The sequence below is a fragment of the Chloroflexus sp. genome (assembly GCF_049970315.1).
Classification (GTDB): Bacteria; Chloroflexota; Chloroflexia; order Chloroflexales; family Chloroflexaceae; genus Chloroflexus.
On the sequence record NZ_JBMFNE010000001.1, the window covers coordinates 234,614 to 259,350 of the forward strand.

The window sequence follows — 24,737 nt, forward strand, 5'->3', positions numbered from 1 at the left end:
AGGCTATGAGTACGCCGTCAGTGGATGTCGTCATTTCGACCTATGGGCGAGGCGCCGCAATCGACGCTACTATCGCCAGCATTCGCCAGAGTACGTATCCCCTATTTACCCTGTGGGTTCTTGACCAGAGCGAAGACAACCGCACGGAAGAGTGTGTTCGCCGCCACGCCGATCTCGACCCGCGCATCCGCTATCTACGACGGCCAGTATGTGGTATTTCGGCGACGCGCAATGCCGGAGCGGCAATGGGTAGCGCACCGTATATCCTGTTCACCAACGACGATTGTGTGCTCGATCCGGATTGGATCGGTGGTCTGGTAGCCGAGTTACGTGATGAACAGGTTTGGCTAGCATTTGGTGCAGTGCTGCCGGGGCCACACCTGACCGATACTGATGAGTTAGTACTTGGTACGTGCAACGGGATGCGCCGCGTGTTTCGGAACAATCGGTTTAATTTGGGCTTCGGTCACGGCCACAACATGGGGATGCGGCGCGATGCATTTGAGCGGCTCGGCGGTTTTGATGAGCTGATTGGGGCAGGTGCGCCGCTGGGGGCGTGGGAAGAGCGTGATCTAGGCTACCGCGCTCTCAAGGCTGGTGGCTGGATTGTCTTTACACCGCAAGCGGTTGCATATCATCACCATTGGCAAAGTTGGCATGGGGTGCGGCGGAGTTTTCGTTCCTACGGGATTGGTGCCGGCGCTATTGCCGGCAAATATGTGCGCTGTGGTGATCTTGGTGGGCTGGTGTTGTTGGGTGAGTGGCTTTTGAGCCAAGGGTTACGTCAGATTGTGTCGGGCATTATCAAATGGCATTGTCGCGATAAAGTACTACTCGGTCTTGACCAACTCTATTACCCCTTCGTCGGCCTCAGTAAGAGCTGGCACTATCCGGTGAATCGGACTACGTGCTGTTATGTACCACTCGATCAGTTATCCAGTGATCGGTCACAGAGAGGAGTTTTGCCGTGAGTACTGAGGCCTCGACTAACTCGGTTCCACCACCGATCAGTGGAATGCGCCTGGCCCGCAATGCGAGTGCAATGATGGCTGCCCAGTTACTGACATGGGCGATGGCGTTCCTGGTGGCTATTTTTCAGCCCCGTATTCTGGGACCACTTGCGATTGGACAGCTTTCGATTGCGCTCTCGATCTGGATGATTGCCGGTGTGCTAATCACGTTTGGGATGGATACGTTCCTGATGAAAGCCGTCGCCCGTGAGCCGCAGCGTACCGGTGTTTTGATCGGGACGAGTATGCTGGTGCGGGTTGGGTTGTGGACTGTTAGTTGTTTGGTGGTCTTTGGGTATGATCTAACCGTGATTTCGGCAGATCCCACCCAAACGGCGCTGATCTGGATTATCGGTTTGATGACCCTCTTTTCCGTGCTCAGCGGCGGCTTGATCGCAGCACTCAATGGTCTCGAGCAAACCCATTATGCTTCTTTAGTGACGGTGATTAGTAAGGTGGTGTTGACTGCCGTTAGCCTCGCGCTGCTCTTTGCCGGGTTTGACGTGATCTGGATCGGCTGGGCCAACGTGTTAGCAGCCTTTGTTGCGTTTCTCGGCGATGCCTTCTTTCTCTTTCGCCAGCACCAACCACGCTGGAGTATTGATCTGGTAGCTGCTCGTCAGATGCTCCTTGAATCGAAACAATATCTGGTGACGGCCTTGACCTTGATGGTTTACCAACAGGTTGACCGGCTATTTATTGCCCTTTTTGCCTCAACAGAGGCGGTAGGATGGTATGGTACGGCGGTCAATCTCTTCGGTACGCTGATGTTTTTTCCGGTTGCTATCGGTACCGTGATCTTCCCTACACTGACCCGACGTTTTGCCGCCGGTCAAGACTATTTGCGCCAAGCGGTTCGCCCGATCTTCAACATTATGCTGGCGCTGAGTATGCCGATCGGCTTGGGATTGTTGGCACTGGCCGAACCGATTGCGCTGCTCCTCTACGGCGAAGCGTTCCGGCCTACCGGCGCGGTGCTGGCCGTGATGGGTCTGGTGCTGATCTGTACGTATCTCAATACGGTGTTGAGCCAGTTACTGATCGCTGCCGAGCGCACGGCTGTACTGAACATCATCATGATTGCCGCAACGGTGGCTACCCTTCCGCTCGATTTTGTGTTGGTGCCGTGGACAGATCAAGCATTTGATAATGGTGCGTTAGGAGGGGCGTTGGCTTACACCATCACCGAGCTGGGTATTCTGGTTGCTGCCATCATGACCTTGCCGAAAGGAACGCTCGGCGCGCAGAATTGGCGGGTAGCAGTATTGACCGGTGTAGCCGGGATTGGGATGGTTGCGGCGATTTGGTGGCTGCGTGCAACTACATTTTTCTTGCTCGGTGTGCCGCTTGGTGCAGTTGTTTATATTGGGTTGGTACTGGCCTTCCGTGCGCTACCGAACGAAGAGATGACGCTGATCAAAGATGCGCTGGTCAAAGTTCTCGAACGGCTTCCGTTTGTGCGTCGTCGGTTAGGGCGTGTTGGTGTAGGGTAGTTGGCTCATTAGGGGCGAGAGACCAAAACCGCCCCTAATGCTGTGCGACAACATGGGGTATGACGAAGTCTATTCCACAACGACGTTCCGCAATACGCCGATGCCATCGATTTCGGCCTCCATCACATCGCCAGCCTTCAGCCAACGCTGCGGCGTCATCCCCATACCGACACCGGCGGGAGTACCGGTAGCGATAATATCACCGGGTTCGAGCGTAATACCGTGGCTAAAGGTGGCAATACAGGTCGGAATATCGAAGATCATATCGCGGGTCACCGAGTTCTGCACCAACGCTCCGTTGAGGCGGAGGCGAATGCCAAGGACGTGTGGATCGGGAATCTCATCGGTAGTAACGATCCACGGGCCCATTGGAGCGCTGCCGTCGAGGCTCTTACTGTAGAAGAACTGTTGGTGCCGTGACTGCAAATCACGTGCGCTCACGTCATTGAGAATGGTATAGCCGAACACATACTCGTAAGCCTCGCTCGCCGGAATATCGCGTCCCTGTCGTCCGATGACCACTGCCAGTTCTACCTCCCAGTCGCGCTGCGTTGACACGTGCGCCAACAGCGGTACCGGCGCATTCGGATGATTCACAGCCGTGGGCATCTTGCTGAAAAAAACCGGATGTTGCGGCAATTTTTCGGGCAATCCCTTCGCGCGCAAAGATTCGATTGCGTGGGCAGCGTAGTTCATCCCCAGACAGATGATGTTCTTACGTGGTCGAGGGATCGGTGCGCGCAGCTCAACGGCGGCCAATGCCGGACCACCGGCGGCTTCCTCTACTACCTTACGCGCTTCGGCCAACAGCAACGGTCCACCCTCAATGAGCGCCAACATTGATGCTGCCACCGACGATAGATCGATCACCTCATCACCGCGCAGCGCGCCTACACGTTCAACTCCGTCGTATCGGTACGTCAACAATTTCATACAGCCTCCCCAACAAACTCTCATACTGCGGTCTTCCGGTGTAGTTTCACAGAGATACGATCCTATGCGTTACGGCATTGTGACAGTAATCGGAATGGGTGTAAAGACCAGAAGAAACGTCAAGAGGCCAAGATACGCCAACCAGCGCCATGGTCCCTCTAGTGGTGAAATCTCGTTGCGCAGCGGGCTGCGTTGTTGTCCGATCAGGGCAATCATCACTGCCCAAATAAACCATCCCGACCACAAAAAGCCCAAACCGAGCAAGGCAACGGCAACGATCATACTCATGATCCGGGCCGCACGCGGGCCAAACAACGCAAAAAAGATATGACCACCGTCGAGTTGGCCGGCCGGTAGCAGATTCAGACCGGTCACCAGTAACCCGGCCCAGCCGGCCAGTGCCACCGGATGCAGATAGACATCTTCACCACCGCTCGGCAAAAAGCGGCCAAAGATCAGAATTTTCATAGCTGCGTAGAGCAATGAGTTGCCTTCGGAAAAGCTGCCCGGTAACGGAACAACTTGCTTCACTTCGGAGATGCTCAGGCCGATGGCAAGCACAGGAATGGCTACGATCAAGCCGGCTAATGGCCCGGCGATCCCGATTGCCAACAGTGAGCGTCGATTGGGAACGAGATCTTTGATGGCGATAAAGGCCCCCATCGTACCGAGAAGGAATAGCGGCATCGGGATAAAGAAGGGATAACTCACCGCTACCTTCTCGCGGCGGGCAACGATAAAGTGCCCCATCTCGTGAGCGAGCAGAATGGCCAATAACGAACCGCTAAAGCTAAGTGCATAGCCCCAGTTAAAGACGACTTGCCCTGTGCTCTCGATGTACTCTTGCCCGCCGACGAACATTGTCGAAGCGACGGTTAAGACAAACAGAAGCACAGCTAACCAGAGCCGCGACGGTGGCGCTTTGGGAGGTGTGGGAATAAACAGAATAGCGGCGCCGGCCGGATCGGCTTGGAACAATGGTGTATAACCGAGTGCTTGGGCACGGGTCACAATCGCATCGTGGGCTACTTGCGCTTCGCGTAACAACTGACCACGGTAGCGAAAAGCGCGTTGTTCGCCGTGAACTAGCTCCTCGCCGGTCGTAACTATCATCACCTCAGTGACCAGCATGCGGAGGGCAACGGTAGGATCGAGGTCGAACATAGTAGCGAATCCTTCTCGTTATTTAAGGTTGCAGTTCATCATACCACAATCGCATCACCCGGATGGCATTGCGCTGGGCGAAGGCAAAGTGCGGTAACGCTAAGGCGCCGCGAACGTGGAGGGTGCGGCGAAGGGGTAACGCCAAGGCGCCGCGAACGCGGAGGGTGCGGCGAAGGGGTAATAGGGACCCCTAGCAGTATAGATACCCCTTGGCAATGATGGCGAAGGAAATGAGTCGTCGCCACGCCTGCTCGCTTGCGAACAGATGCTGTTGAATTCCACGTCGCTCAGAATCGTGAAAGACCGACAGGAGGAAAATTGGTGTTCCCATATCTTGGTCAGTCAAGCTGTCTAAACCAAGGGACAGGGAAGCGACTACGATACGGCATGCTAATCATGGTGGCTATGCTCGCGTCGGTGATGAGCGGGTGGTGGAGGATTCCCTTCACGGGCGTCGCCGGTGGGCCGGCAGTTGTCTACCAGGCCGCGACGAGCGGTGCCGCGGCTGGACCCCGCTTCCACCGAAGCTACGGTTTGGCAGGGAGCAATGAGAGAGTTATTACGGTGCTACCCACGTCTGATAGCGGGTTGATATTGGTCGGTTTTACCCACCGAAACTCACCCTGGTATCTAGGACCTTATGTCGTCAAGATAGACGCTGCCGGGAATGTCTAGTGGAGCCGGACGTATGGAGACGGGAACAAATGGACCGGCCGTGCTGTGGCTGCCACGGATGGAGGGTTCTGGCTGGTCGGTTCCACCGACCGCGACATCTACCTGGCAAAGATGGATGCGGCCGGGAACGTGGAGCAGACCAGCACTTACGACGGCGGCGCCATTGAGGGAGCAGGAACCATCCTGACCACCTCCGACGATGGTTTTCTGCTAGTGGGCAGCACTTCGCCTGGCTACCCCTCTCCTGTGCAGGCGCTGGTGATCAAGCTGGAAGTCTCAGGCAGCGTGCAGTGGAGCCGCACCTATGGGGTCTTCTAGAGGAACAGGAGCGTTCTTGTCTTCCACGGTTCAGACTTCTGATGGGGGATTCCTCTTGAGAGGGAACCGATCCGTCTACGACTATCGGACAGGTCAGTATACATATTCTATTGTCCTGTTGAAATTGAACGTGGATGGCACGGTTCAGCAGGGCTGGGAGCTAAGCATCCTAGCTTCGGAAGCATTAGCCTGGGGGATATGGTGACCACATCCGACGGTGGTGTTCTGCTGGTAGGGACCACCATAGTTGGGATGAATGGGAATCTGGAGGACGACGATGTGCTGGCGGTGAAACTAGATGATGCGGGGAACCTCCAGTGGGCTGCATCGTCGCCGGCAATACCCAATCTTTCAGCGACTTTGACGGTGACTTCTGGGTGCTCAAGCTGGATGGTTCCGGCAATATTCAGTGGCAGAAGACCTACGGCGGGCCAGATTGGGACTTGGCCCAGGCAAACTATCCGACTGCGGATGGAGGATACGTGGTTGCGGGACTCACGGCGTCATTCGGGGCCGGCGGAGTTGATGCGTGGGTTTTGAAGCTGGACGGGCAGGGGGATCTGTCCGACTGCGCGTCGGCCATCGTCGGCACCCCCTCGGCGGTGCCGTCCCCGGCTGGTCTCGTCGTATACACATCCAACGCCACGCCGGCGGTTTCTTCGGCCACCGTGAGCGTTTCCTCCGCTACGCCTGTCGCGTCTTCCGCCATGGTTGGAGACCAGTGCCCGCCGTCGGGACCGGCTCACAGGCTCTATCTGCCGCTGGTGGTCCGAGCACAGTAGGTAGTAATGTACGCAATCTGAAAAGGAGGTGACGGATATGAAGAGCAATGGTAATAACGCTCGGAGGTTTCTCCGGATTCTCCCTGGGCTTCTGCTCACCGCAACAGCCCTGTGGGTGGGCATCACTGTCCGCAACGAGCCTGTTCAGACCCAAACCACCTTTACGGTGACGATAAGCGGCACAGGCCTTGGGAGCGGAGTGGTAACGGATTTTGACTTACCATTAACTGCACGATCACCGCAGGTGTTTCTTCAGGGATTGTACGGAAAGTTATCCATGGAGGAACTACGTCTCGCTGAAAGCTTCACCTGCCCCTGGCTCCATTTCCGTCCGCTGGCTGGGCGACTGCTCCGGCTCTTCGTCTGACATCACGATAGGTCCACTAAATCGAAACATGACCTGTATTGCCTGGTTTGCGCCGCCGATAACCTTGCTGGAGGAGCGTTTCGACCACGACATCCCCAGCACGTTGGAAATTGTAGACGGGGGGAATAACGCCGGCAATCAGGCCGCCCGCACATGGACCACCGATAACCCCGGCAACCGCAATTTCGGCCCACCCTTCGAACCACCGTTTGCCATCGTGGATTCGGACGCCGCCGGTCCCGGGGCAACCCAGGACGAACGACTCATCACGCCCTGGGTCTCCGTCGAAGCATGTGGGGGAAAGTGTTCGTGTCCTACGCCGACTACATGCTCGGCTTCGACGCTGAGATCGCCGACATGGATATCCTCACGAGCACTAGTTGGGTGCGGCTGCACTGGTGGGTTGGGGGAAGTTATCCCGTCGCGCCACGAACAACCGCCCTTGAGCTGACGCCCAAGCTGGGCAATGCCAGCTTGTTCCGTCTGCGCTGGCACTATTATAATGCGAGCAATGAAATAGTACTGGGCAATGACAGTGTGCGCGTTTTCTGCCAGCCGCCCGTGCCCTCAGGTGGCTATCCGCTCTACCTACCCCTGGTGGTAAAGGGGCCGTGAGGAGGCGAGGTGTTGGTGCAGAAGCGCGCAGGAGTCATACATCTGATCAAGTGAACTCTTTCCCATGAACGGCTGAACCGTTGTCTCAAGGAGGTCGCAATGAAGGGGAGGGGAGAAGGTGCGTGGGGCTGGGAGTGTGAGGCCCTGCAAGGACGCCGGCGGCTGCTCTCGTGCTCGCAGCAGAGGTACGGCGCTTCCAGGCCGGTTTTCGGCCTCTGCACGCGCCTGGATTAGGCTAGACCTGGTTGTCGTCTGGTAGAACGAGCGTGTGCTCAGTCGGGGCAGTTGAGTTTTTAAGAAGAGACGTCGTTGCCAATCAATGTACCAGTAGGTGCGAAGCACGCGCTGCCGTGTAGTGTCGGTCTCCATGCACATGGTGCGTTGCTTATGGTACAATAAAAACGCGGTCTATTGCTCATACATTCGGTAAGCGCTTATGGCTATAATCTTTTACCGCGATATGGAATTGATTTGCCGCAGTTGCGGCGCGAAGTTTATCTTCACTGCGGGTGAGCAGGAGTTTTACGCTGATAAAGGCTTTCTTCACGAGCCGACACGTTGCCCCAAGTGCCGCAATCGTCGAGAAGCCGCATCCTTACGGCGGCGCGCGGCCACCCCCCTGTCGGAGGATGAGGAAGAGTGAGGGTGGAAACTCGGTGTGCTGGTTGCGTTATGTACAGTGCTTCTCGGTTGGGTACAAAAGCTTATTGTTGTGTTGACCAAAGCTATCATGCGAATTGCTCGACACTCAGATAAGCAGTTCCTCCTAACGCTGCATTGATACCACTTCGACTCACATATCCGTGAATCATCGTTGGCAACGGATCATTGCTTGGCTCGGTATTACGCTAACGGCGTATATCGCTGTCTCTATCGCGCTCCGTCCTGATCCTTACGATGCGCTCCGGACAGCCGACGCGCAATTTGCCGTTGGTGCGTATCACGCTGCCCTCACTACGTACACGGCGCTCAGTGCCGATCTGGCCGAGGCAGCGTTGCGCCGTGGCATTGTGTATGCGGTGCGAGGTGAGGCCGATCCGGCGCGTCGGGCATTAGCAGCCGCTATTCAGGCCGGGCTGCGTCCACCGGATTATCAGCGTGCCGTGCTTTATCTCGGCGACGTTGCTTTGCTGGAGGGTGACCGCGATGCGGCGCGTCGCACGTGGCAGTTGCTGACCGTCTGCACGCCAATCCATTGCGCAGTACGTGATGTGTTGCTGGCCGATGATGATCTCGTTGCCGGACGGTTTCAGGAGGCGTTGGTCGGCTATCACCGTGTACCTCTTGAGTTATTGCCTACCGATTGGGCATCGTTGATCATGATACGACGAGCATGGCTCACAACGTTACTTGACCCGGCGCGACCGCCGGTATTCCCTGCTGTATCCACCGATGTGCCGTCCGATCCACTGTTACGGCCATTGTTACTACCGACGCCCGATCCGGCGACACTGGCCGAGGTGTTAGCGGCAGAACCAGCAGCGCGACCACAACTGCTTGGTCAATTGGCGCTCGATCTGGGCTATGACCGTCTCGCTCTCGCGTTCTTTGCGCAGGTTGATCCAGCAGGGCCATATGGATTAGCTGCTGCCATTTATCGTGCCTATGCTCATCTCCGGCTCGGCGACCGTCAGCAAGGCGTTGAGCAACTCGAACAATTGTCTACCGCACACCCGAACGATCCACGGCTTGGCCCACTGTTGGCACTGGCCTATGTCAACAGTGGAGACCTCGATGCTGCCGCCGCACGGTTACAACGGATCCGCGACGCCGGCATCAGCGGCCCGGCGGTAGCGTTGGCCCAAGCCGGGCTGGCTCTGGCACAACGCGATTTCGTTGCCGCCGCCGATGCCTATGAACAGGCGGTGATCGTAGCACCGGCTGCCGACCGAGCGCGCTACGTTACCTTGGCCGCCCGTTTTCATCTCGATAGTGGCTTTGAGCGTTGTACAAGCGGGTTACTGGCCGCGCAAGCGGCAGTCAATGCGCAGCCGTCTGATCCGGAGGCGCTGACGATTCTCGCCGGTACTCGCTACTACTGTGGCGATTTTGCCGATGCACGGGATACCGCAGCGACAGCGCTTGCTGCCGGTGCAGGGGTTGAGGCTCGGTTCTACTACGGCTTGGCGCTTAGTGCAACCGGTGATCTGGCCGGAGGTAGCGCCGCACTCATTGCAGTAGCCGATCAAGCGCCGGCAAGCCGGTGGCGTAGACGGGCAGAGACGGCGCTTGCACTGATTGAGGGGCGATGACGCGGCGTGGTCTGATTTGTTGATCAGCCCATTCTACTTTATGATTCTCCATACACGAGACATTCACCGACTTAGAGACAGACCCTATGCACACCATTGCTGCAACGACGCAACGCCGACGACGTCCAACGGTGGGAGTCATCGCTGGCTGGCAGTTTTATGGCACCATGCTGACGATGAGCTACCTTAGCCCGATTTATCAGGGTATTCGTCAGGCTGCGTATGATCTCGGCTGTAACCTCTTGTTGGCCTGCGGTATGGGTCCGTCCGGTCAGATCAATGAGCCACTACGTCCGGCTTGGTTCGATGTGATCGAAGATACCGATTTCGTACCGGTGGGGCCATGGAACACCCACGGACTGATTATCATCAACCCCCTGCAACGCCCCGAACGGTCGCAGGCGGTACAGGCTACCCGTGCATCCGGTCATCCGGTGATCTTTGTGGGGTCGGGGGAACGAGGACCAACCATTGTCGCTGACAACGTCGGTGGGATCTACGCAGCACTGCGCCATATCGTGGAACATGGTCATCGCCAGATTGCCTTTATTGCCGGTAGTCAGACCGATCTCGAAGGTGATTCGGGTGATCGATTACGTGCTTTTCAGGCGGCGATGGTCGAGTTTGGCTTGCCAATCGATCCGCGGCTGATCGTGTTTGGTCGGCATGTCTTTACCGGTGGTTATGAAGCGATGCACCGATTATTGGCAACCGGCGTACCGTTCACCGCGGTGTTGGCGAGTAATGACGAGTCGGCAATTGGAGCCATCACAGCTCTGCGTGAAGCCGGTAAGCAAGTGCCGCACGATATTGCTATCATCGGCTTTGATGATCGGATCGAGGGATTGTTGCAAGAACCGGCCCTGACGACGGTACGGATCCCTCTCTTCAAATTAGGCTATCAGGCGCTTGAGCTGATGGTGCGCCATATACGTGAGCGTGAACCGTTGCCCGAATTGGTGCAAGTGCCTACTCGCTTGATCGTCCGTGAGTCATGTGGGTGTAGCCAGAGTGCTGTATTGGCCGATACGCTGGAGATGATTGCTCATCACCCAACTGAACCGACTGTGACCAATTTGCCTGCACAAGCCGCCCAAGCGATGAGCACGATGCTGGTACCTAAAATGCATGGGTTCACAGCAAGCGAGGTGTCTCGACTTTGCCAACAGCTTATCACGGCATTCAGGCAGAGTGTGCAATCTGCTCGTTCGGTTGCCTTTCGTACCGAGTTGGCACAGGTGCTCAAGCAAGTCGCTGCTGCCGGCGATGACACCCATGATTGGCAAATTGCTATTTCCTTCTTGCGCGATCTTGTGCCGCGGATGTTCGATCCGACGTTGCAACCACTTGCCTTTGAGTTACTCGACGAAGCTCGGGTGACGACAAGTGCGGCCATGCGTTGGCAGTATTGGCAGTATTTTAATCGGCAACAACAGACCAACAATCGGGTAGGGCGATTGACCGCACGCTTGTTACATACGCTGGCTGAAAGTGATATTTACGAAATTTTGGCCCACCATCTCCCCGAACTCAATATTCCCTTGCTCTGGATTGGCTTCTTTGAGGCCGAAGATAGTGATTCAGTGGCATGGTGTCGGTTGCGCGCCGTGACGGCGTCGCAGCAACCCGTTGTGCGCATTCGCAGCCGGGCCTTTCCGCCTCGTCAGTGGTTACCGACTCGCCAATCGTTCCAGCTTGCCTTGATCCCACTTGGTGGGACGGGCAGTGAGGCGGGTTTTGTGACGTTTGATGCATCACGCCTTGACCTCTACGGCACCATTACCCAACAAATCAATGCCGCTCTCAACACTGCTCGGCTTTACCGAGCGGCGAGCGAGGGACAGCGGCTGGCCGAAGAGGCTAATCAACTCAAAAGTCGCTTTCTGTCAATGGTAAGTCACGAATTGCAGACACCGCTGAATCTGATCGTCGGGATGAGTGATCTCCTTCTGCGCGAGATTACTCAGAGTGGAAACCCATTACCGTCATCGATCCGTGATGATCTCAAACGCATCTATGCTAATGCTCGACATCTCGGTCGGTTGATTAGCGATGTGCTTGATTTGGCAAGCAGCGATGCCGGCCAATTGCGGCTAAACTGTGAGATAGTTGATCTCGGTGAAGTGATGCGAGTAGTGGCCGATGCCGGTCGGCAAATGGCTGCCGATAAACAGTTGACGTGGTACGACTCGATTCCTGCCGAAGGGCCGTGGGTTTGGGGTGATCGGACCCGCCTCCAACAGATCGGGCTTAATCTCGTTGTCAATGCGATAAAGTTTACTGCTCGCGGTCGTGTTGGCCTGATTGTGACCCCTGAAACCGATGCGGTTACCGTTACTGTGCGTGATACCGGCATTGGTCTGCCGCCTACCGAACAGGCGCGTATCTTCGAGGAGTTTCAGCGTTCCGAACGGAGTGTCAGTCAGGGTTATGGTGGGATCGGCCTGGGGTTGGCAATCTGTAAACGGTTGGTCGCGATGCACGGTGGGGAGATTGGAGTGCGTTCGAGTGGCATTGAGAGTGAAGGTACAGAGTTTTTCTTCCGCTTGCCGACTATCACCGCCCCTGCACCACGTCGACGACCCAATCCACCGGCGTTGCCTGTCCAGCCGCGTGTGTTGCTCCTTTCTGCCGACCACGATGAACCGTTGCAGCGTTACCTCGAACAGCGAGGCTTTACCGTGACCGTCTTTTCCATTGACGCGAGTGCTGCATGGTTGAATGAACTGCTCCACCGTAGCTACAGTGCGGTCGTTTTGCATGCCACCCAAGGTGAGCGGGCATGGTGGCAGACGATCCAAGTGTTGAAAGCCAACCCAACGACACGCGATTTGCCGCTCTTGTGTTACGCCATGACCGAGCAACATGGTGCAGTGATGGAGTTTAACTACCTGACCAAGCCGATTGAGTTGGCCGATCTGTCGCGTGCGCTCGATCAGTACTGGCGAGTTACCGGTACCATCGGTACGCCCCAGATCATCCTCGTGGTTGATGACGATCCCGATACGCTCGATCTGCATGCGCGCCTGATACAGGCCCACGGTATCGCAAAACTGGTCTTGCGGGCACGTTCGGGGCGCGAAGCGCTGGAATTGATGGAACAGCAGCGTGTCGATTTGGTGTTGCTTGATCTGATGATGCCCGAGATGGACGGGTTTGACGTGCTGGTGGCAATGCGGAACCATAAGCAGATGCGAGAGATTCCGGTAATCGTGATTACCGGACGTGTTCTCAGCGAAGAGGATATGGCTCGTCTCAATCAAGGGGTAACTGCGGTACTGAGCAAAGGTGTGTTCAGTGTGCACGAGACTCTCGCCCGCTTACAAGCTGCGCTCGAACGTCGCCGACGGCTCAGTGATCAGGCGCAGACACTGGTACGTAAGGCCATGGCGTATATCCACAGCCATTACGACCACCCGCTCACCCGGCAAGATATTGCGCGTTACGTCGGCATGAGTGAAGACTATCTTACCCACTGTTTTCGGCAAGAACTCGGCACCACGCCGATTGATTATCTCAACCGCTATCGGGTGTTGCAGGCACGCCGACTGCTGCTCGAGAGCGATAAGAGCATTACCAATATCGCGCTAGAAGTCGGCTTTTCGAGCAGCAGTTATTTTAGTCGCGTGTTTCGTAAGGAGACCGGTCACTCACCGGAAGAATATCGCCGACAGGGGCGAAGTACGATCTGAGGGGAAGCCGTTTTACGGTTTTATACCCAACGCAGCTAAAGCTCGTTTGACGCTATCGGCAGGGCTAACTTTCACTTCGGCTTGTACAATACGCCCCTCTTCATCGATCACGAAGTGGGAACGGATAATGCCCATATACTTCTTGCCCATCATCGACTTCTCGCCCCACACACCATACGCTTCGGCCACGCGATGTTCTTCATCGGCGAGCAAGATGAACGGTAAATTGTGCTTAGTCTTAAACTTCGTGTGTGATTTGGTACTGTCAGGACTAATCCCGATCACAACCGCATTCTGCTCTTCGATCTGCGGGTACGAATCGCGAAACCCGCACGCCTGTGATGTACAGCCGGGCGTATCGTCTTTCGGGTAAAAATAGAGAATGACGCGCTTTCCGCGAAACTGGCTGAGCGAAACCGGTTCGCCGGCTTCGTTCGGCAAGGTAAAATCGGGGGCTTGATCGCCAACTTGTGGTGGAATTGTCATAGCTCGGTTTCCTTCTCAATCCAAATCCAGCACGATCATGCTACCACGAAAAAACGGTGCCGTCTGCCGGTTGTTTTCAGGTATACTACACCGTTGTTGAAAGAGTTCATCCGGCGGGCGCCGGATTATGGTCAAGCCGCGTTGGAGGCATGCATGGCTATCGTAATCGTCGGTGGTGGTGCGATTGGGCTGCTCGTCCTGTCGCGGTTAGCGCAAGCGGCCAACATCCCACCGGTAGCGCTGCTGACACGGCCAAAGGGTGTCGAAGCACTGCGCGCTCATCCACTATCGGTCAGCGGGGTTGGTGCGTGTACATTGACGGATCTCACTGTCGCCGGCTCGGTGGCCGAATTATCATCGGCGTTTCACCGACCGGCGTTGGCGATAGTCTGTGTCAAGGGGTACGACACCGCCGGCGCGATTCCGTCCTTGCAAGCTCTGAATCCGGCTGCTATCCTCACGTTGCAAAACGGGATCGGTCATGAAGAGACGTTGGCGGCAGTATTCGGCGCCGACCGGATCATTTCCGGTGCGATTACCACCTCAGTTGATGCGACCGGCCCAACGACGATTACTGTCACGAAAGCCGGTGGGATTGGATTAGCACCGGTCGGTGTGGCGAGCGATCTGGTGTTGGCCGAGACGGCCCTGAGTGCCGCCGGATTTATCGTTCGGCGCTACCCCGATTATCGGGCAATGAAATGGTCAAAGGCGTTGTTGAATATGTTGGGCAACGCGACGGCTGCAATTCTCGATTGGCCGGTCACAAAAGTCTATGCTGATCGCCGGCTGATTGCACTTGAGCGGGCGGCAGTGCGTGAAGCGTTAGCGGTGATGGATGCACTGCGCATCAAGCCGGTCAATTTACCACGCTATCCGGCGGCCCTGTTGGCGTTTGGTGTCCGCCGGATACCGCCGGTCGTGCTCGACCCGATCTTGCAGCAGCGGGTGGCCGGTGGACGTGGTGGCAAGGACCCGTCCCTGTTGCGCGATCTCCGTGCCGGGCGGTCGCGTTCCGAGGGTGAATTTCTCTACGGCGCCGTTGCTACAACGGCGCAGGCGCATGGGCTAGCTGCGCCGGTCAATGCCGGGTTATGGCGGATTTTAAGTGGAATCGCGCGTGGTGAATTGGCGTGGGATACGTATCGGGGTCAGCCCGAACACCTGTTAGCCGAGTGTCGGCCATAACAGTGCTGCCCACCGTGGTGGTTCCTGTTAAGATCGCCGGCCTATCAACCGGTACGGTCGTTCAGACCACCGGTGTTTCGGTCGTATTGAGCCGGCGTGCGCCGGGAAAGTCAACAAACCGATACCCTACCCCACGTTCGGTCAAAATGTAACGCGGATTGGAAGGGTCTTCTTCAATCTTTTGGCGCAGATACGTAATGTACAAACGCAGATAATGGCTTTCGTCACGATATTCTGGCCCCCACACTTTGCTCAGCAACATCTCGTGGGTTAACACATAACCGGCGTTCTGCACCAGATGGTACAGCAAGCGATATTCGGTGGGGCGCAGATTGACCCGCTTCCCGTCAACCAACACTTCACGGCGGGCGAAATCGATACTAAGTCGGTCGTCAACCTTGACCAGTGTTTGTGGGATGGGCGGTTGGGTGTAGTGGCGGCGTAAGACGGCTCGAATGCGACTGATCAGTTCACGTTGGCTAAACGGTTTGCCGACGTAATCGTCAGCGCCAAGTTCGAGACCACGCACCCGATCCTCTTCCTCATCTTTTGCCGTGAGAATGATCACCGGTACTTGTGAGAAGCTACGGATGCGGCGCAGTGCCTCGAATCCGTCCATCACCGGCATCATCACATCGAGCAAGACGATGTCGGGCATCTCCTCGCGCACCTTATCGACGGCCTCACGGCCGTTGGTGGCAGTAGTCACCCGCATCCCCTCGAGTTCTAAATTCATGCGCATGAAGGTGATCATGCGCGGCTCGTCATCAACGACGAGGACAAGTTTGTCTTTTAATTCGCTCATGATTGCATTGTATCACGTTCATCCGACTTTGCCTAGCCAGTATGATACCATCACCTTGATCCATGTGGAAGCTCTACTCCACATCGGTTTTCAACTGCGCGTGCTGTCTCGGTAGTCTCACCTGTAGCCAACGGGCGAGCAGTAGTCCGATCAGGACGCCACCCGCCACGAATGCCGGGCGAGGGTCTTTGCTCAGCCATAGGTAATGGAGCACTGCCAACGAGGCTGCGAGGTAAACGAGGCGATGGAGGCGACGCCACCAGTGTTTGAGGCGTCGTTGCCAACCGGTTGTCGAGGTGATGGCGAGTGGCACGAGTAGCAGAAAAGCGAATAGTCCGGCGATAATATAGCGTTTCTCGCCGATGGCTTGGACGATCAGGCCGAGATCAAGCCCATAATCCACGCCTACAAAGATGGCGACGTGCATTCCGGCATACGCAAAGCTGTAGAGGCCAAGCGGGCGGCGCCAGCGCATAACTTGTTTCCAGCCTAGCCAGTGATTCAGCGGGGTGCATGCTAATGTCGCTAGTAATAAGACCAACGCAAACCAGCCGGTTCGCTGGGTCAGATATTGGATCGGATTCACCGTTAGTCGATTGCCGAGCGCATCGCCGATGAGCAGGGCGAGAGGTAGCCAGCCGATCAGGTGCGGGGCCAGACGTATCAATTTCGTCATCGTCAATACCCTCGAAGGGTAACGTGGAGTTGGTAGCAGCAGGTCTGAACACCCACGGTGCAAAACCACTCGGTGGTTCTAGCGCAGTAGGCCGCACAACGAACTTCGCGCTACCAAATCTAGTCATGTGGTAAAGCTAATAATTCTTGCGTAAATCCATACCGGCGTAGAGTGCCGCTACCTGTTCCGCATACCCGTTGAACGGTAACGTCTTCCGGCGGCCCAACTCGCCGATACGCCGCTCGGTCGCTTGCGACCAACGCGGGTGTGGTACGTCGGGATTAACGTTGGCGTAGAAGCCGTATTCGTGCGGGGCGACTGCCATCCACAACGAAACCGGCATTTTGTCGGTTAGTTCGATCTTAACAATCGATTTGATACTCTTGAAGCCATACTTCCACGGAACAACCAACCGTAGCGGCGCACCATTTTGAGGCAAGAGGGTTCGCCCATAGAGGCCGGTGCTGAGGAGCGTCAGATCGTGCATTGCTTCATCGATACGCAACCCTTCGACATAGGGCCAGGGAAAGTAGCGATCGCGTTGTCCCGACATCTGATCGGGGTCGTACAGGGTCTCAAAACGGACGTATTGAGCCTGTGCTGTCGGCTCGACGATGGTCAGCAATTTACGGAGCGGAAAACCTTGCCATGGGATGACCATCGACCAGCCTTCAACGCAGCGCAGACGGTAGATCCGTTCTTCTTGCTCGAACTGCGTTAAGATATCTTCAATTGCAAAAATCTGTGGGTTACGCACCATCCCCGTCACCTCAACCGTCCATGGGTGAGTGACGAAATTGGTGGCGAGTCGGGCCACATCTTCCTTATTCGTCGTAAATTCGTAGAAATTGTTGTAGGTCGTAATTTGCTCAAAACTGTTCGCCGGATCACCTAGCTCATCGCGAAGACCGGTCGTGTTGCTCGCTGATGGCGAATCGATGGTACTGGCAGGTGCCGGTACGCCGCAGGCATGCAGCAGCGCACTAAATCCGAGCACACCCAAGCCGCGCAAAATGGTGCGGCGACTGAAATAGACCGATTCGGGGGTGATCTCTGACGAACGTATCGTAGGATCGCGGTACATAGCAGGACTTTCTAGATTGCCAGCCTTATGCAGTCGTCATGGGTATTATACGACGCTCGATGCGAAAAGGATGGCTGGTTTCATTCGTCAATGAGGGTAAGGATGAGTCGCCGCACCTGCCAAAGCCGTCGGTCAACCCCTTCGGGGCGGATGCCGAGATCGTCGCGGATCTGGCTCATCTGCAAGCGAATAGTATCGATAGGACCTTTTTGTGGCTCAACGCTGAGTTGATACGCATGATCGAGCGCGCGACGAGCCGACATTAATGCGCGGTCGGCTTCGGCGAAGTCGTTCCGTTGCAGCGCGCTGACTGCTTCATCAATGGTGATGGCTGCGCGAAGCAACAGCGTTGCCGCCCGTAAGCGTGCGTTTTCGGCTTGCAGATCGAGAATGGTGAGACGGATCAAGCCATCGTCAAGTAGCGCTGCCGGTACGGTTGGTAACGGGGTGGGTAAGGGCGTTGGGGGGATGGTAGGCGCAGGGGTGGCGGTCACAAATTGTGGTCCGCTCGGTGATGGTGTGGGGAGAAACCAGTAGTGAAGAGTAGTGAACAACAACAAACTTACGACAAGTGTCACGAAATGCGGCCCGATCAGCGCTAGATACCGTCGCCAACGTACCGGTAATGGTGGTTCGGGAGGCAAAGGGGCATCGGCGGATGACATGAACGTAACCTCATGAGTGACTGCAACATCCGCAGAAGGGAGAGAAACATAGCGGGAAAACAGTCATCAAACTACCCGTATCGAATACGTCGCAGGGTAGCGTTCGAGGCTGTACATTCGCTCAACGACCCGCTTGTCTCCCTTGCAATTTACCCCTAAATCTCGTGCGCTAGCAGGATTGCTTGGGCAATTTCTTTCATTGACTTGCGTGTATTCATCGACAGTTGCTGAATCTTGCGGAAGGCCTCGGCTTCCTTCAAGCCTTGCGTATCCATCAGAATGCCTTTGGCACGTTCGACCAGTTTGCGCGTCTCGAGCGTCTCTTTCAGATCCGCGACTTGCCGATCCATTTCGAGGAACTCTTGATAGCGGGCAATGGCGATCTCGATGGCCGGCAAAAGTTCGGCCTCGCGGAATGGCTTCACAATATAATTGACGACCCCCGCCTCTTTGGCCCGCTCGACCAGGTCGCGGTCGGAGTATGCCGTCAGCAGCAGGACCGGGGCAATCTTCTCTTCGGTCAAAATGCGTGCGGCCTGAATACCGTCAAGTTTCGGCATCTTGATGTCCATCAAGACGAGATCAGGACGTAACTCACGGGCGAGATTGATGACGCTTACGCCATCACCGGCTTCGCCGACTACCAGATAGCCGAGACTGACGAGCGTCTCTTTCAGATTCATGCGGATGATCGATTCATCGTCGGCGATCACCAGTCGCGTCTGGGGCATACGCTCTTCTCCTCTATCGTGATTAACAACCTGTGCAGGCTGCACTGCTGTGCATTGTATGTATGCAGGCAGTATAGCATTCAACCATTCACCGATCAACCGTCATGCGAACGATTTTGTGCCCGCCTGACACTATATTAGTATATACCAAGCAGTTTTTGCAATAGTTCATCGTCATCACCAGACGATTGCTGCGGTGGTTCGGCGATTGTATCGTCAAGACGGCGCGTGGCACGACTGTTCGCCGGTAGTGAGACCGGTGGTTCGGTGCGGTCCCAATCCGGTTCAACCATTGGGGCCGGTGTTTCGATTTCAGCTTGCCAACGGGCGCGCTCTGCCGGTGGTACATCGGTATCCGTTGTCTCGGTCAATGGTTCCAATTCTTGCATCCACCGCTCGCGCTCGGCCGGTGGGAGATCACTCCAGTCTACCGGATGGTCGGTTCTGTTCGGGAAAAGGTTGGACGTTGTTTCATCGAGCCACTCTTGTTCTGCCCGGTTGTTCGATGAGTCAGGTGATCCAGACTCGGCTGTACGCTGCCGCAGGGTCGCTTGATCTATTGTCCGTGGATTGGTTGGCCGTTGGTTAGTGGTGTGCGCAGATAATAGTTCAGTTGGTTGGGTCTGGTGCGTTCGCGAACGTGAAGGTTGGCGCCAGGCCGATCGGTTGCGTGTCGCGCTGTCAGAGTCACGTTTACCTATGTGCCGTTTGAAAAGGAAAGATTTGAGTGTAGTGAGCAGGTCGGTGTCTTCACGTGACTCTGACTCCGAAGATGATGCCGGTCTGCGCCACGCGGTAATCCGCTTCAGTTGTTCTTGCCATGTTTCAGTTCGCGTAGATGGTGTATCGTTGATCGCCGCTTGATAGTTACGTCGTCTGCTAAGACCAGGGATCGCTTTTCGTTCGGCATAACGATACAAATCGTACATTGCGGCCATGAGGGTTATGACGAACGCGAGCGCAAGTACGATAAGAAATATAATCGCCAATGTTTCTCCACCGTCACGTTGGGCTATGTCGGCGATCGTCGGGGTAAGCGCAGGGATTGTCGCCGGTAGACTACTACTCGCTGCCGGTGCGATGCTGGTTGGGCAGAGAATGTTCATCGCTAATGATCCTACTTCACGTCCGAGCAAGCCCAAACGTACTTGCCACAGTGGGTTCTCTGGGGCCAAAGCAACCGGGTCTAGCTCAAATCTGGCCCGCTCAAAGTATTGCACTACCAGATCGCGCCCGGTGGTGGGGTCGCGTTCGGTTAGAGCACCGCTAATCGGATACCCGAACATGCTTAGCCCACCGTAGCGTTCGTAGAAAGCTCGAAAGTGCGGATGCGCAAAGGTTGCCGGGTCGTCTAGATTGGTGCGTGGTCTAACCGCTTCGCTGGGATAACTGTAGCGAAATGCAACCGTGCCGAGATGCGAACCCAGGACACGATATGGCCAATCGTTCTCTGGGTGTAACTCTAAGCGTTGACGTTCAGTGTAGAGCACGGCAACCTCTTGACGACAATCTCCGGTCAATTCACGTCGAGGTGATTCAAGTGGTAAGCCAAGCAAGGCGATTGCATTGATCAGGTCTTGCGCTCGATCACTCCCGAAAGTCTGATAAAAGCGGGCAAAATCACCGGGTATCGGTATGTTTGGCGCTTCGGGCAAGACGATTGCCGGACACACCTCGACCTTGGTGGGTGGTGGCGTTGATGGTACAGCATGGAGCCGGCCAGGATCGCCGAGCAACGTTGCCAATTCGTTGGGTACGTCCGGCAACGGGGTAGGACCACGATTGCCGTTGCCAGGGTTGATCGGCAAATAGCGAAAGCCGGTTACGCGCACGGCACCATCGGTATCACGTGCCACACCGATGTAAGCAAGAAATGCCGGTGTGGTTGCATTACTAATCAAATCACCCGGCGAAACGATCAACAACCCCTCCCGCTCACCGGCCTGTACCCAATTGACGGTAGCAGTCGTTCCCGGAATACTTCCGATTACTACATCGGCCCCGGCGGCAATCAAGTTACGCGCTGCGTTGAACCGTGCCTGGTTGGGATCGGGATCGCTCGGCTGTCCCCATGCTGTCATGACAACAACGAGTTCGGTTTGCCGGCGGGCCTGTTCAATCGCCGTGGTAATGCTCGGCAATACCCCGGCTACGTCGGCTAAGATGTTGAGCTGACCCCGTGGATCGGCGTTACCATCTAACCCCCACGTCGCACTAAGAAAGCCAATGGTCAGTGGTGCGTTCGGATGGGGAACGGTAACTTTCAAGAACGGTGGTGCATCCCGATTATCGGCAGCACCGTGCTGATAGATACCGTGGCGTGATAACGTCTGGAGTGTAGCGGTAACACCGGACGGGCCGAGGTCAAGAAGGCGGGGATGCGCTGCCCCAAGCAGTAACAGCTTATGTTCGGCCAACGCTGTCGCAAATACCGGTGCGGTTCCACCGGCGAGCGGACCGGCGAGTATTGCCATTCCTAGATCGGCTGCTGCCAGGAATGGCTGCAACGGCCTAAATGCCTCGGTGTAGCTGGGAATTTCCACCCCGCCGGGAGAAAGTGCTGCTGGATCAATCGCACCGGCCGCCAGTAGCGTATACTGAACGGTATCGCCGGCGCCACAGCGGTTCAGTGCCCAAAGCGATGCCGTGGTGGACTGAGCAGTGACCGTTGGAACGGGGATCACCACCAGGAAGGCCACGATTGCAAGCCAATGCCGGATGTTCATACCGCGTCGCAGTGCGTGGGCTGACGTTCCACTCGTCGCAACAGGCCCGACGCTGTGTCGGGGAACGATGATCACACCTATTGTCTGATCACACCATCGCCACACGACGACCGCGTGTGCCGATTGCAACAATTGTACTACATGATCAGACGTTACGCCGACGCAGACGCGAACCGATCCATACCAACACGAAGATGAGGGTGCTGGTCAGCACAATCGCCGACCCCGAGGCGATGCTAAAGTAGTATGAGGCATAGAGGCCTACTACACCGGCGATCATTGCCAGGCCGGTGGCTGCAATCATCATGGTATGCATATGATGGGTAAAGAACGCTGCGGTTGCCGGTGGTGTCACCAGAATGGCGATGGTCAGCGCAACGCCGACCGTTTGAATGGCAACGACAATCGCGATAGCCAGTAACGTGAGCAAGAGCACATCGAAGAATCGTACCGGTAAGCGCAAGGTCGTGGCAAGAATCGGGTCAAAGGTAATCACCATCAGCTCTTTGTAGAAGAGGATAATCACCGTAATGACCACTATGCCAAAGAGGGCGATCCGCCAGAGATCGCTCTCGCTGACCCCCAAAATATTGCCAAACAGGAAGTGCGACAGATCAACCGCCGAATTGCGCACGGTCGAAATGAGGGCGACACCCAGCGCGAGCATCGCGGCAAAGACGATCCCAATGGCAGTGTCTTCGCGAATCTTGGTAGCCCGGCTGATGGCGCCAATTGAAAGTGTGCTGACCAGCGCCGTTCCCAATGCCCACCAAAACAGCGTCCCTCGGTCGGCCCCGTTAACGAGGTAGCCGACGGCAATACCAGGTAAGATGGCGTGGGCCAGTGCATCGCCCAAAAACGCCATCCCGCGGAGTACGACATACACACCGACGACGGAGCAGACAATACCGACCAACAGCGCTGCGATCAGTCCGCGCTGCATGAATGAATACACCAACGGAGCTGTCAGAAGATCAATCATGGCGTGTCATTTGTGAGGAATCACAACAACTATCGGCGATAGTCAAGATGCTATCACCGCTGCTGGTCAGATGGAGATGGCCGCCGTAGGTGGCGACGAGATTCATCGCGGTAAACGCTTCACGAGCCGGCGCAAAAGCAATGAGCCGTCGGTTGAGCAGCATCACACGGTCGAAATACCGGCTTGCCTGTTGCAGATCGTGCAATGCGGTCAAGACTGTCACTCGTTCACTCCGTAGTGAAGCCAATGCACGGAATATCTCATCTTGTGATGGAATATCCAAGCCAACTAGTGGTTCGTCCATCAACAACAAACGAGCTTCTTGGGCCAACGCTCGTGCCAGGAAGACCCGCTGCTGCTGCCCACCCGACAACTGCCCGATTTGACGGTTGGCAAATGCGGCCAGTCCTACTCGTTCGAGCGCCCGCTGAACGAGTAAACGATCGTGGGCCGATGGCCGGCGGAATAAACCGATCCGGCCGACCCGCCCCATCAACACCACGTCACTGACGGTCACCGGAAAGCGCCAGTCTACTTGCAGTCGTTGCGGAACATACGCGATGGTGTTCGGTTCGGCTTGGGTATTGCCGAACCAGCGAATGTCACCGGTAGCAATTGGTTGCAGACCGGCAATTGCCTTCAGGAGGGTACTTTTGCCTGCTCCATTTGGGCCAACAATCGCGATGTGTTCGCCCACAGTAATCGTGGCTGAAATATCACTGATCGCTTCGATCTCGCGATAGCGAATGGTGAGATGACGAATGTCAAGCGCCGGCGCAATTGTCGAATCGGCAATTTGCACCGAAGCGGGGGATGCTGCAACCATCATTGATAACTCCATCCGCCCTATACAATGAAGGGTGGGCGATGCATTGCATCGCCCGCTGTACTGTCTGTATTGTAACCGAGAAACCGGGCTGTTAGCGTAGCGCATCAACTATCTGTTGCACGTTAAAGCGCATATAGTCGATATACGTTGCCCCCGGTCCGTTGGCATCAGTCAGAGTTTCGGTAAGAACCGTCACGATCTTGGCTCCTGTATCGCGTGCGATCTGCTCGGCCAGTTGTGTGTTGGCTATATTACCGACGAAGATCGCCTTGATTCCCCGTTCGGTGATCAGATCTTGTAAGGCAGCGAGTTCTTGGGCCGAAGGTGTTGCGCTCGTGCTGACACCGGGAATAATGGCACCAACCTGCTGCAAACCGTATCGATCGGCCATGTAGCCGAAGATAATGTGATCCGACACGATCAAACGTCGTTCAGCAGGGATTGTGGCAAACTGCTCGGCGATCCAGCGGTCGAGTTCATCGAGCTGGCGCTGATAAGCGGTGGAACGCTCGGCGTAGAATGATACATTCGCCGGATCGAGCTGGCTCAGGTTTGAGGCAATCACATCGGCCCAAATCTTGACGTTGGTCGGATCGGTCCATGTGTGGGGATCGGTTGCACCAGCACCGTGCTTATCACCGTGCTCATCACCGTGCTCGTGGCTCTGCGAAACATTGCCAACCTCTTCCTCGCGCAGCGTGCGCAAGGTGAGGTTCTCGGACAAGCTAATGACTTCGGCCTTCGTCCCCGAACTGGCGATTAGCCGATCGAGAAACTCTTCGTATCCGGCGCCAACGGTAAAGATTATCTTGGCCGTGCTAACCCGAGCTAAATCTTGTGGTGTTGGCTCATAGTTGTGACCATCGGCGCCGGGCGGTACGATGGTCTCCACCTTCACCCGTTCACCGCCGATCTGACGTACTATGTCGGCCACGATGGTCGTGCTGGCCATGACGGCAAGCGGTTCGGAGACTACGGTCGGCTGAGTGGTTGGCGCTACGGTCGGTTGAGCAGTTGGTACTTCGGTCGGAGCTGGTGCTGTTGTTGGTGCAGTGGTCGGCAGGGCGGCTGTTTCGTTACCCGGTGTTCCGGTCGGTTGGGCTGCCGGGGTTTGACCACATGCGACAATTAGCAATACTGTCAATAGGATACCGATGATTCGCTGTAAATGTCGCATAGTATCTGCCTCCTTAATGAAACCATGTTTCAATTATATAATGTACCATCTTACCGAAATTGTCAAATAGCTGCAACGGCAAGATTG

General features: G+C 56.0%; 21 protein-coding genes. 9 read left to right on the forward strand and 12 right to left on the reverse strand.

Annotated elements, in window-relative coordinates:
- The first annotated feature begins 5 nt into the window (after positions 1-5).
- Positions 6-971 carry a glycosyltransferase family 2 protein gene (locus ACP5OT_RS00980; RefSeq protein WP_424676030.1) on the forward strand — a complete coding sequence of 322 codons (966 nt, stop codon included), beginning with the start codon at positions 6-8 and terminating at the stop codon, positions 969-971.
- Positions 968-2,503: a flippase gene (locus tag ACP5OT_RS00985; protein ID WP_428131078.1), complete on the forward strand. Its 1,536-nt coding sequence runs from the start codon at positions 968-970 to the stop codon at positions 2,501-2,503. The genes ACP5OT_RS00980 and ACP5OT_RS00985 overlap by 4 nt, the downstream gene beginning before the upstream one ends.
- Before the next feature lie 69 nt (positions 2,504-2,572).
- On the opposite strand, the gene ACP5OT_RS00990 is transcribed toward ACP5OT_RS00985, so the two are convergent.
- Both ACP5OT_RS00990 and ACP5OT_RS00995 read right to left on the reverse strand, forming a co-directional pair.
- Positions 2,573-3,436 (reverse strand): fumarylacetoacetate hydrolase family protein, encoded by an 864-nt coding sequence (locus tag ACP5OT_RS00990; protein WP_424676032.1) that lies wholly within the window; start codon positions 3,434-3,436, stop codon positions 2,573-2,575.
- Between the two features lie 69 nt (positions 3,437-3,505).
- Positions 3,506-4,600: a site-2 protease family protein gene (locus tag ACP5OT_RS00995; RefSeq protein ID WP_424676033.1), complete on the reverse strand. Its 1,095-nt coding sequence runs from the start codon at positions 4,598-4,600 to the stop codon at positions 3,506-3,508.
- A gap of 720 nt (positions 4,601-5,320) precedes the next feature.
- On the opposite strand from ACP5OT_RS00995, the gene ACP5OT_RS01000 reads away from it, so the two are divergent.
- The 6 genes from ACP5OT_RS01000 to ACP5OT_RS01025 all read left to right on the forward strand — a co-directional run bounded on the left by ACP5OT_RS01000 (position 5,321) and on the right by ACP5OT_RS01025 (position 13,301).
- Positions 5,321-5,593 (forward strand): hypothetical protein, encoded by a 273-nt coding sequence (locus ACP5OT_RS01000; protein WP_428131080.1) that lies wholly within the window; start codon positions 5,321-5,323, stop codon positions 5,591-5,593.
- A gap of 317 nt (positions 5,594-5,910) precedes the next feature.
- On the forward strand, positions 5,911-6,375 hold the full coding sequence (locus ACP5OT_RS01005) for a hypothetical protein (RefSeq protein ID WP_424675293.1): 465 nt from the start codon (positions 5,911-5,913) through the stop codon (positions 6,373-6,375).
- 676 nt (positions 6,376-7,051) lie between these two features.
- On the forward strand, positions 7,052-7,357 hold the full coding sequence (locus ACP5OT_RS01010; RefSeq protein WP_428113161.1) for a hypothetical protein: 306 nt from the start codon (positions 7,052-7,054) through the stop codon (positions 7,355-7,357).
- A gap of 460 nt (positions 7,358-7,817) precedes the next feature.
- On the forward strand, positions 7,818-8,000 hold the full coding sequence (locus ACP5OT_RS01015; RefSeq protein WP_424675336.1) for a zinc-ribbon domain-containing protein: 183 nt from the start codon (positions 7,818-7,820) through the stop codon (positions 7,998-8,000).
- A gap of 160 nt (positions 8,001-8,160) precedes the next feature.
- Complete coding sequence (locus ACP5OT_RS01020) at positions 8,161-9,609, forward strand: tetratricopeptide repeat protein (RefSeq protein ID WP_428131082.1); 1,449 nt, start codon at positions 8,161-8,163, stop codon at positions 9,607-9,609.
- Between the two features lie 86 nt (positions 9,610-9,695).
- Positions 9,696-13,301, forward strand: coding sequence for a substrate-binding domain-containing protein (locus tag ACP5OT_RS01025; protein ID WP_428131084.1), 3,606 nt, complete (start codon positions 9,696-9,698; stop codon positions 13,299-13,301).
- Between the two features lie 12 nt (positions 13,302-13,313).
- Here the strand turns inward: ACP5OT_RS01025 and bcp are convergent, their stop codons facing one another.
- A complete protein-coding gene (gene bcp / locus ACP5OT_RS01030) occupies positions 13,314-13,787 on the reverse strand; it encodes a thioredoxin-dependent thiol peroxidase (RefSeq protein ID WP_424675297.1) in 474 nt (157 codons plus the stop codon).
- Between the two features lie 153 nt (positions 13,788-13,940).
- Between bcp and ACP5OT_RS01035 the strand changes: the two genes are divergently transcribed.
- Complete coding sequence (locus ACP5OT_RS01035) at positions 13,941-14,975, forward strand: ketopantoate reductase family protein (protein WP_424675298.1); 1,035 nt, start codon at positions 13,941-13,943, stop codon at positions 14,973-14,975.
- Between the two features lie 61 nt (positions 14,976-15,036).
- Here the strand turns inward: ACP5OT_RS01035 and ACP5OT_RS01040 are convergent, their stop codons facing one another.
- The 9 genes from ACP5OT_RS01040 to ACP5OT_RS01080 form a co-directional block, all read right to left on the reverse strand.
- Positions 15,037-15,780, reverse strand: coding sequence for a response regulator transcription factor (locus tag ACP5OT_RS01040; RefSeq protein ID WP_424675299.1), 744 nt, complete (start codon positions 15,778-15,780; stop codon positions 15,037-15,039).
- Between the two features lie 73 nt (positions 15,781-15,853).
- Positions 15,854-16,456, reverse strand: a complete 603-nt coding sequence (locus ACP5OT_RS01045) for a sulfite oxidase heme-binding subunit YedZ (protein WP_424675300.1) — start codon at positions 16,454-16,456, stop codon at positions 15,854-15,856.
- Positions 16,457-16,592: 136 nt separating this feature from the next.
- Positions 16,593-17,540, reverse strand: a complete 948-nt coding sequence (msrP, locus tag ACP5OT_RS01050; protein WP_424675301.1) for a protein-methionine-sulfoxide reductase catalytic subunit MsrP — start codon at positions 17,538-17,540, stop codon at positions 16,593-16,595.
- Between the two features lie 80 nt (positions 17,541-17,620).
- A complete protein-coding gene (locus ACP5OT_RS01055; protein WP_424675302.1) occupies positions 17,621-18,205 on the reverse strand; it encodes a hypothetical protein in 585 nt (194 codons plus the stop codon).
- A gap of 155 nt (positions 18,206-18,360) precedes the next feature.
- Entirely contained in the window at positions 18,361-18,936 is a 576-nt protein-coding gene (locus tag ACP5OT_RS01060; RefSeq protein WP_012257866.1) for an ANTAR domain-containing response regulator, read from the reverse strand.
- Between the two features lie 137 nt (positions 18,937-19,073).
- Complete coding sequence (locus ACP5OT_RS01065; protein ID WP_428131087.1) at positions 19,074-21,662, reverse strand: CapA family protein; 2,589 nt, start codon at positions 21,660-21,662, stop codon at positions 19,074-19,076.
- Positions 21,663-21,807: 145 nt separating this feature from the next.
- Entirely contained in the window at positions 21,808-22,644 is an 837-nt protein-coding gene (locus ACP5OT_RS01070) for a metal ABC transporter permease (protein WP_428131090.1), read from the reverse strand.
- Positions 22,637-23,473 carry a metal ABC transporter ATP-binding protein gene (locus tag ACP5OT_RS01075; RefSeq protein WP_424675305.1) on the reverse strand — a complete coding sequence of 279 codons (837 nt, stop codon included), beginning with the start codon at positions 23,471-23,473 and terminating at the stop codon, positions 22,637-22,639. Before ACP5OT_RS01075 ends, ACP5OT_RS01070 begins: the two co-directional genes overlap by 8 nt.
- Before the next feature lie 91 nt (positions 23,474-23,564).
- Positions 23,565-24,650 carry a metal ABC transporter substrate-binding protein gene (locus tag ACP5OT_RS01080; RefSeq protein ID WP_428131092.1) on the reverse strand — a complete coding sequence of 362 codons (1,086 nt, stop codon included), beginning with the start codon at positions 24,648-24,650 and terminating at the stop codon, positions 23,565-23,567.
- Positions 24,651-24,737: the final 87 nt, after the last annotated feature.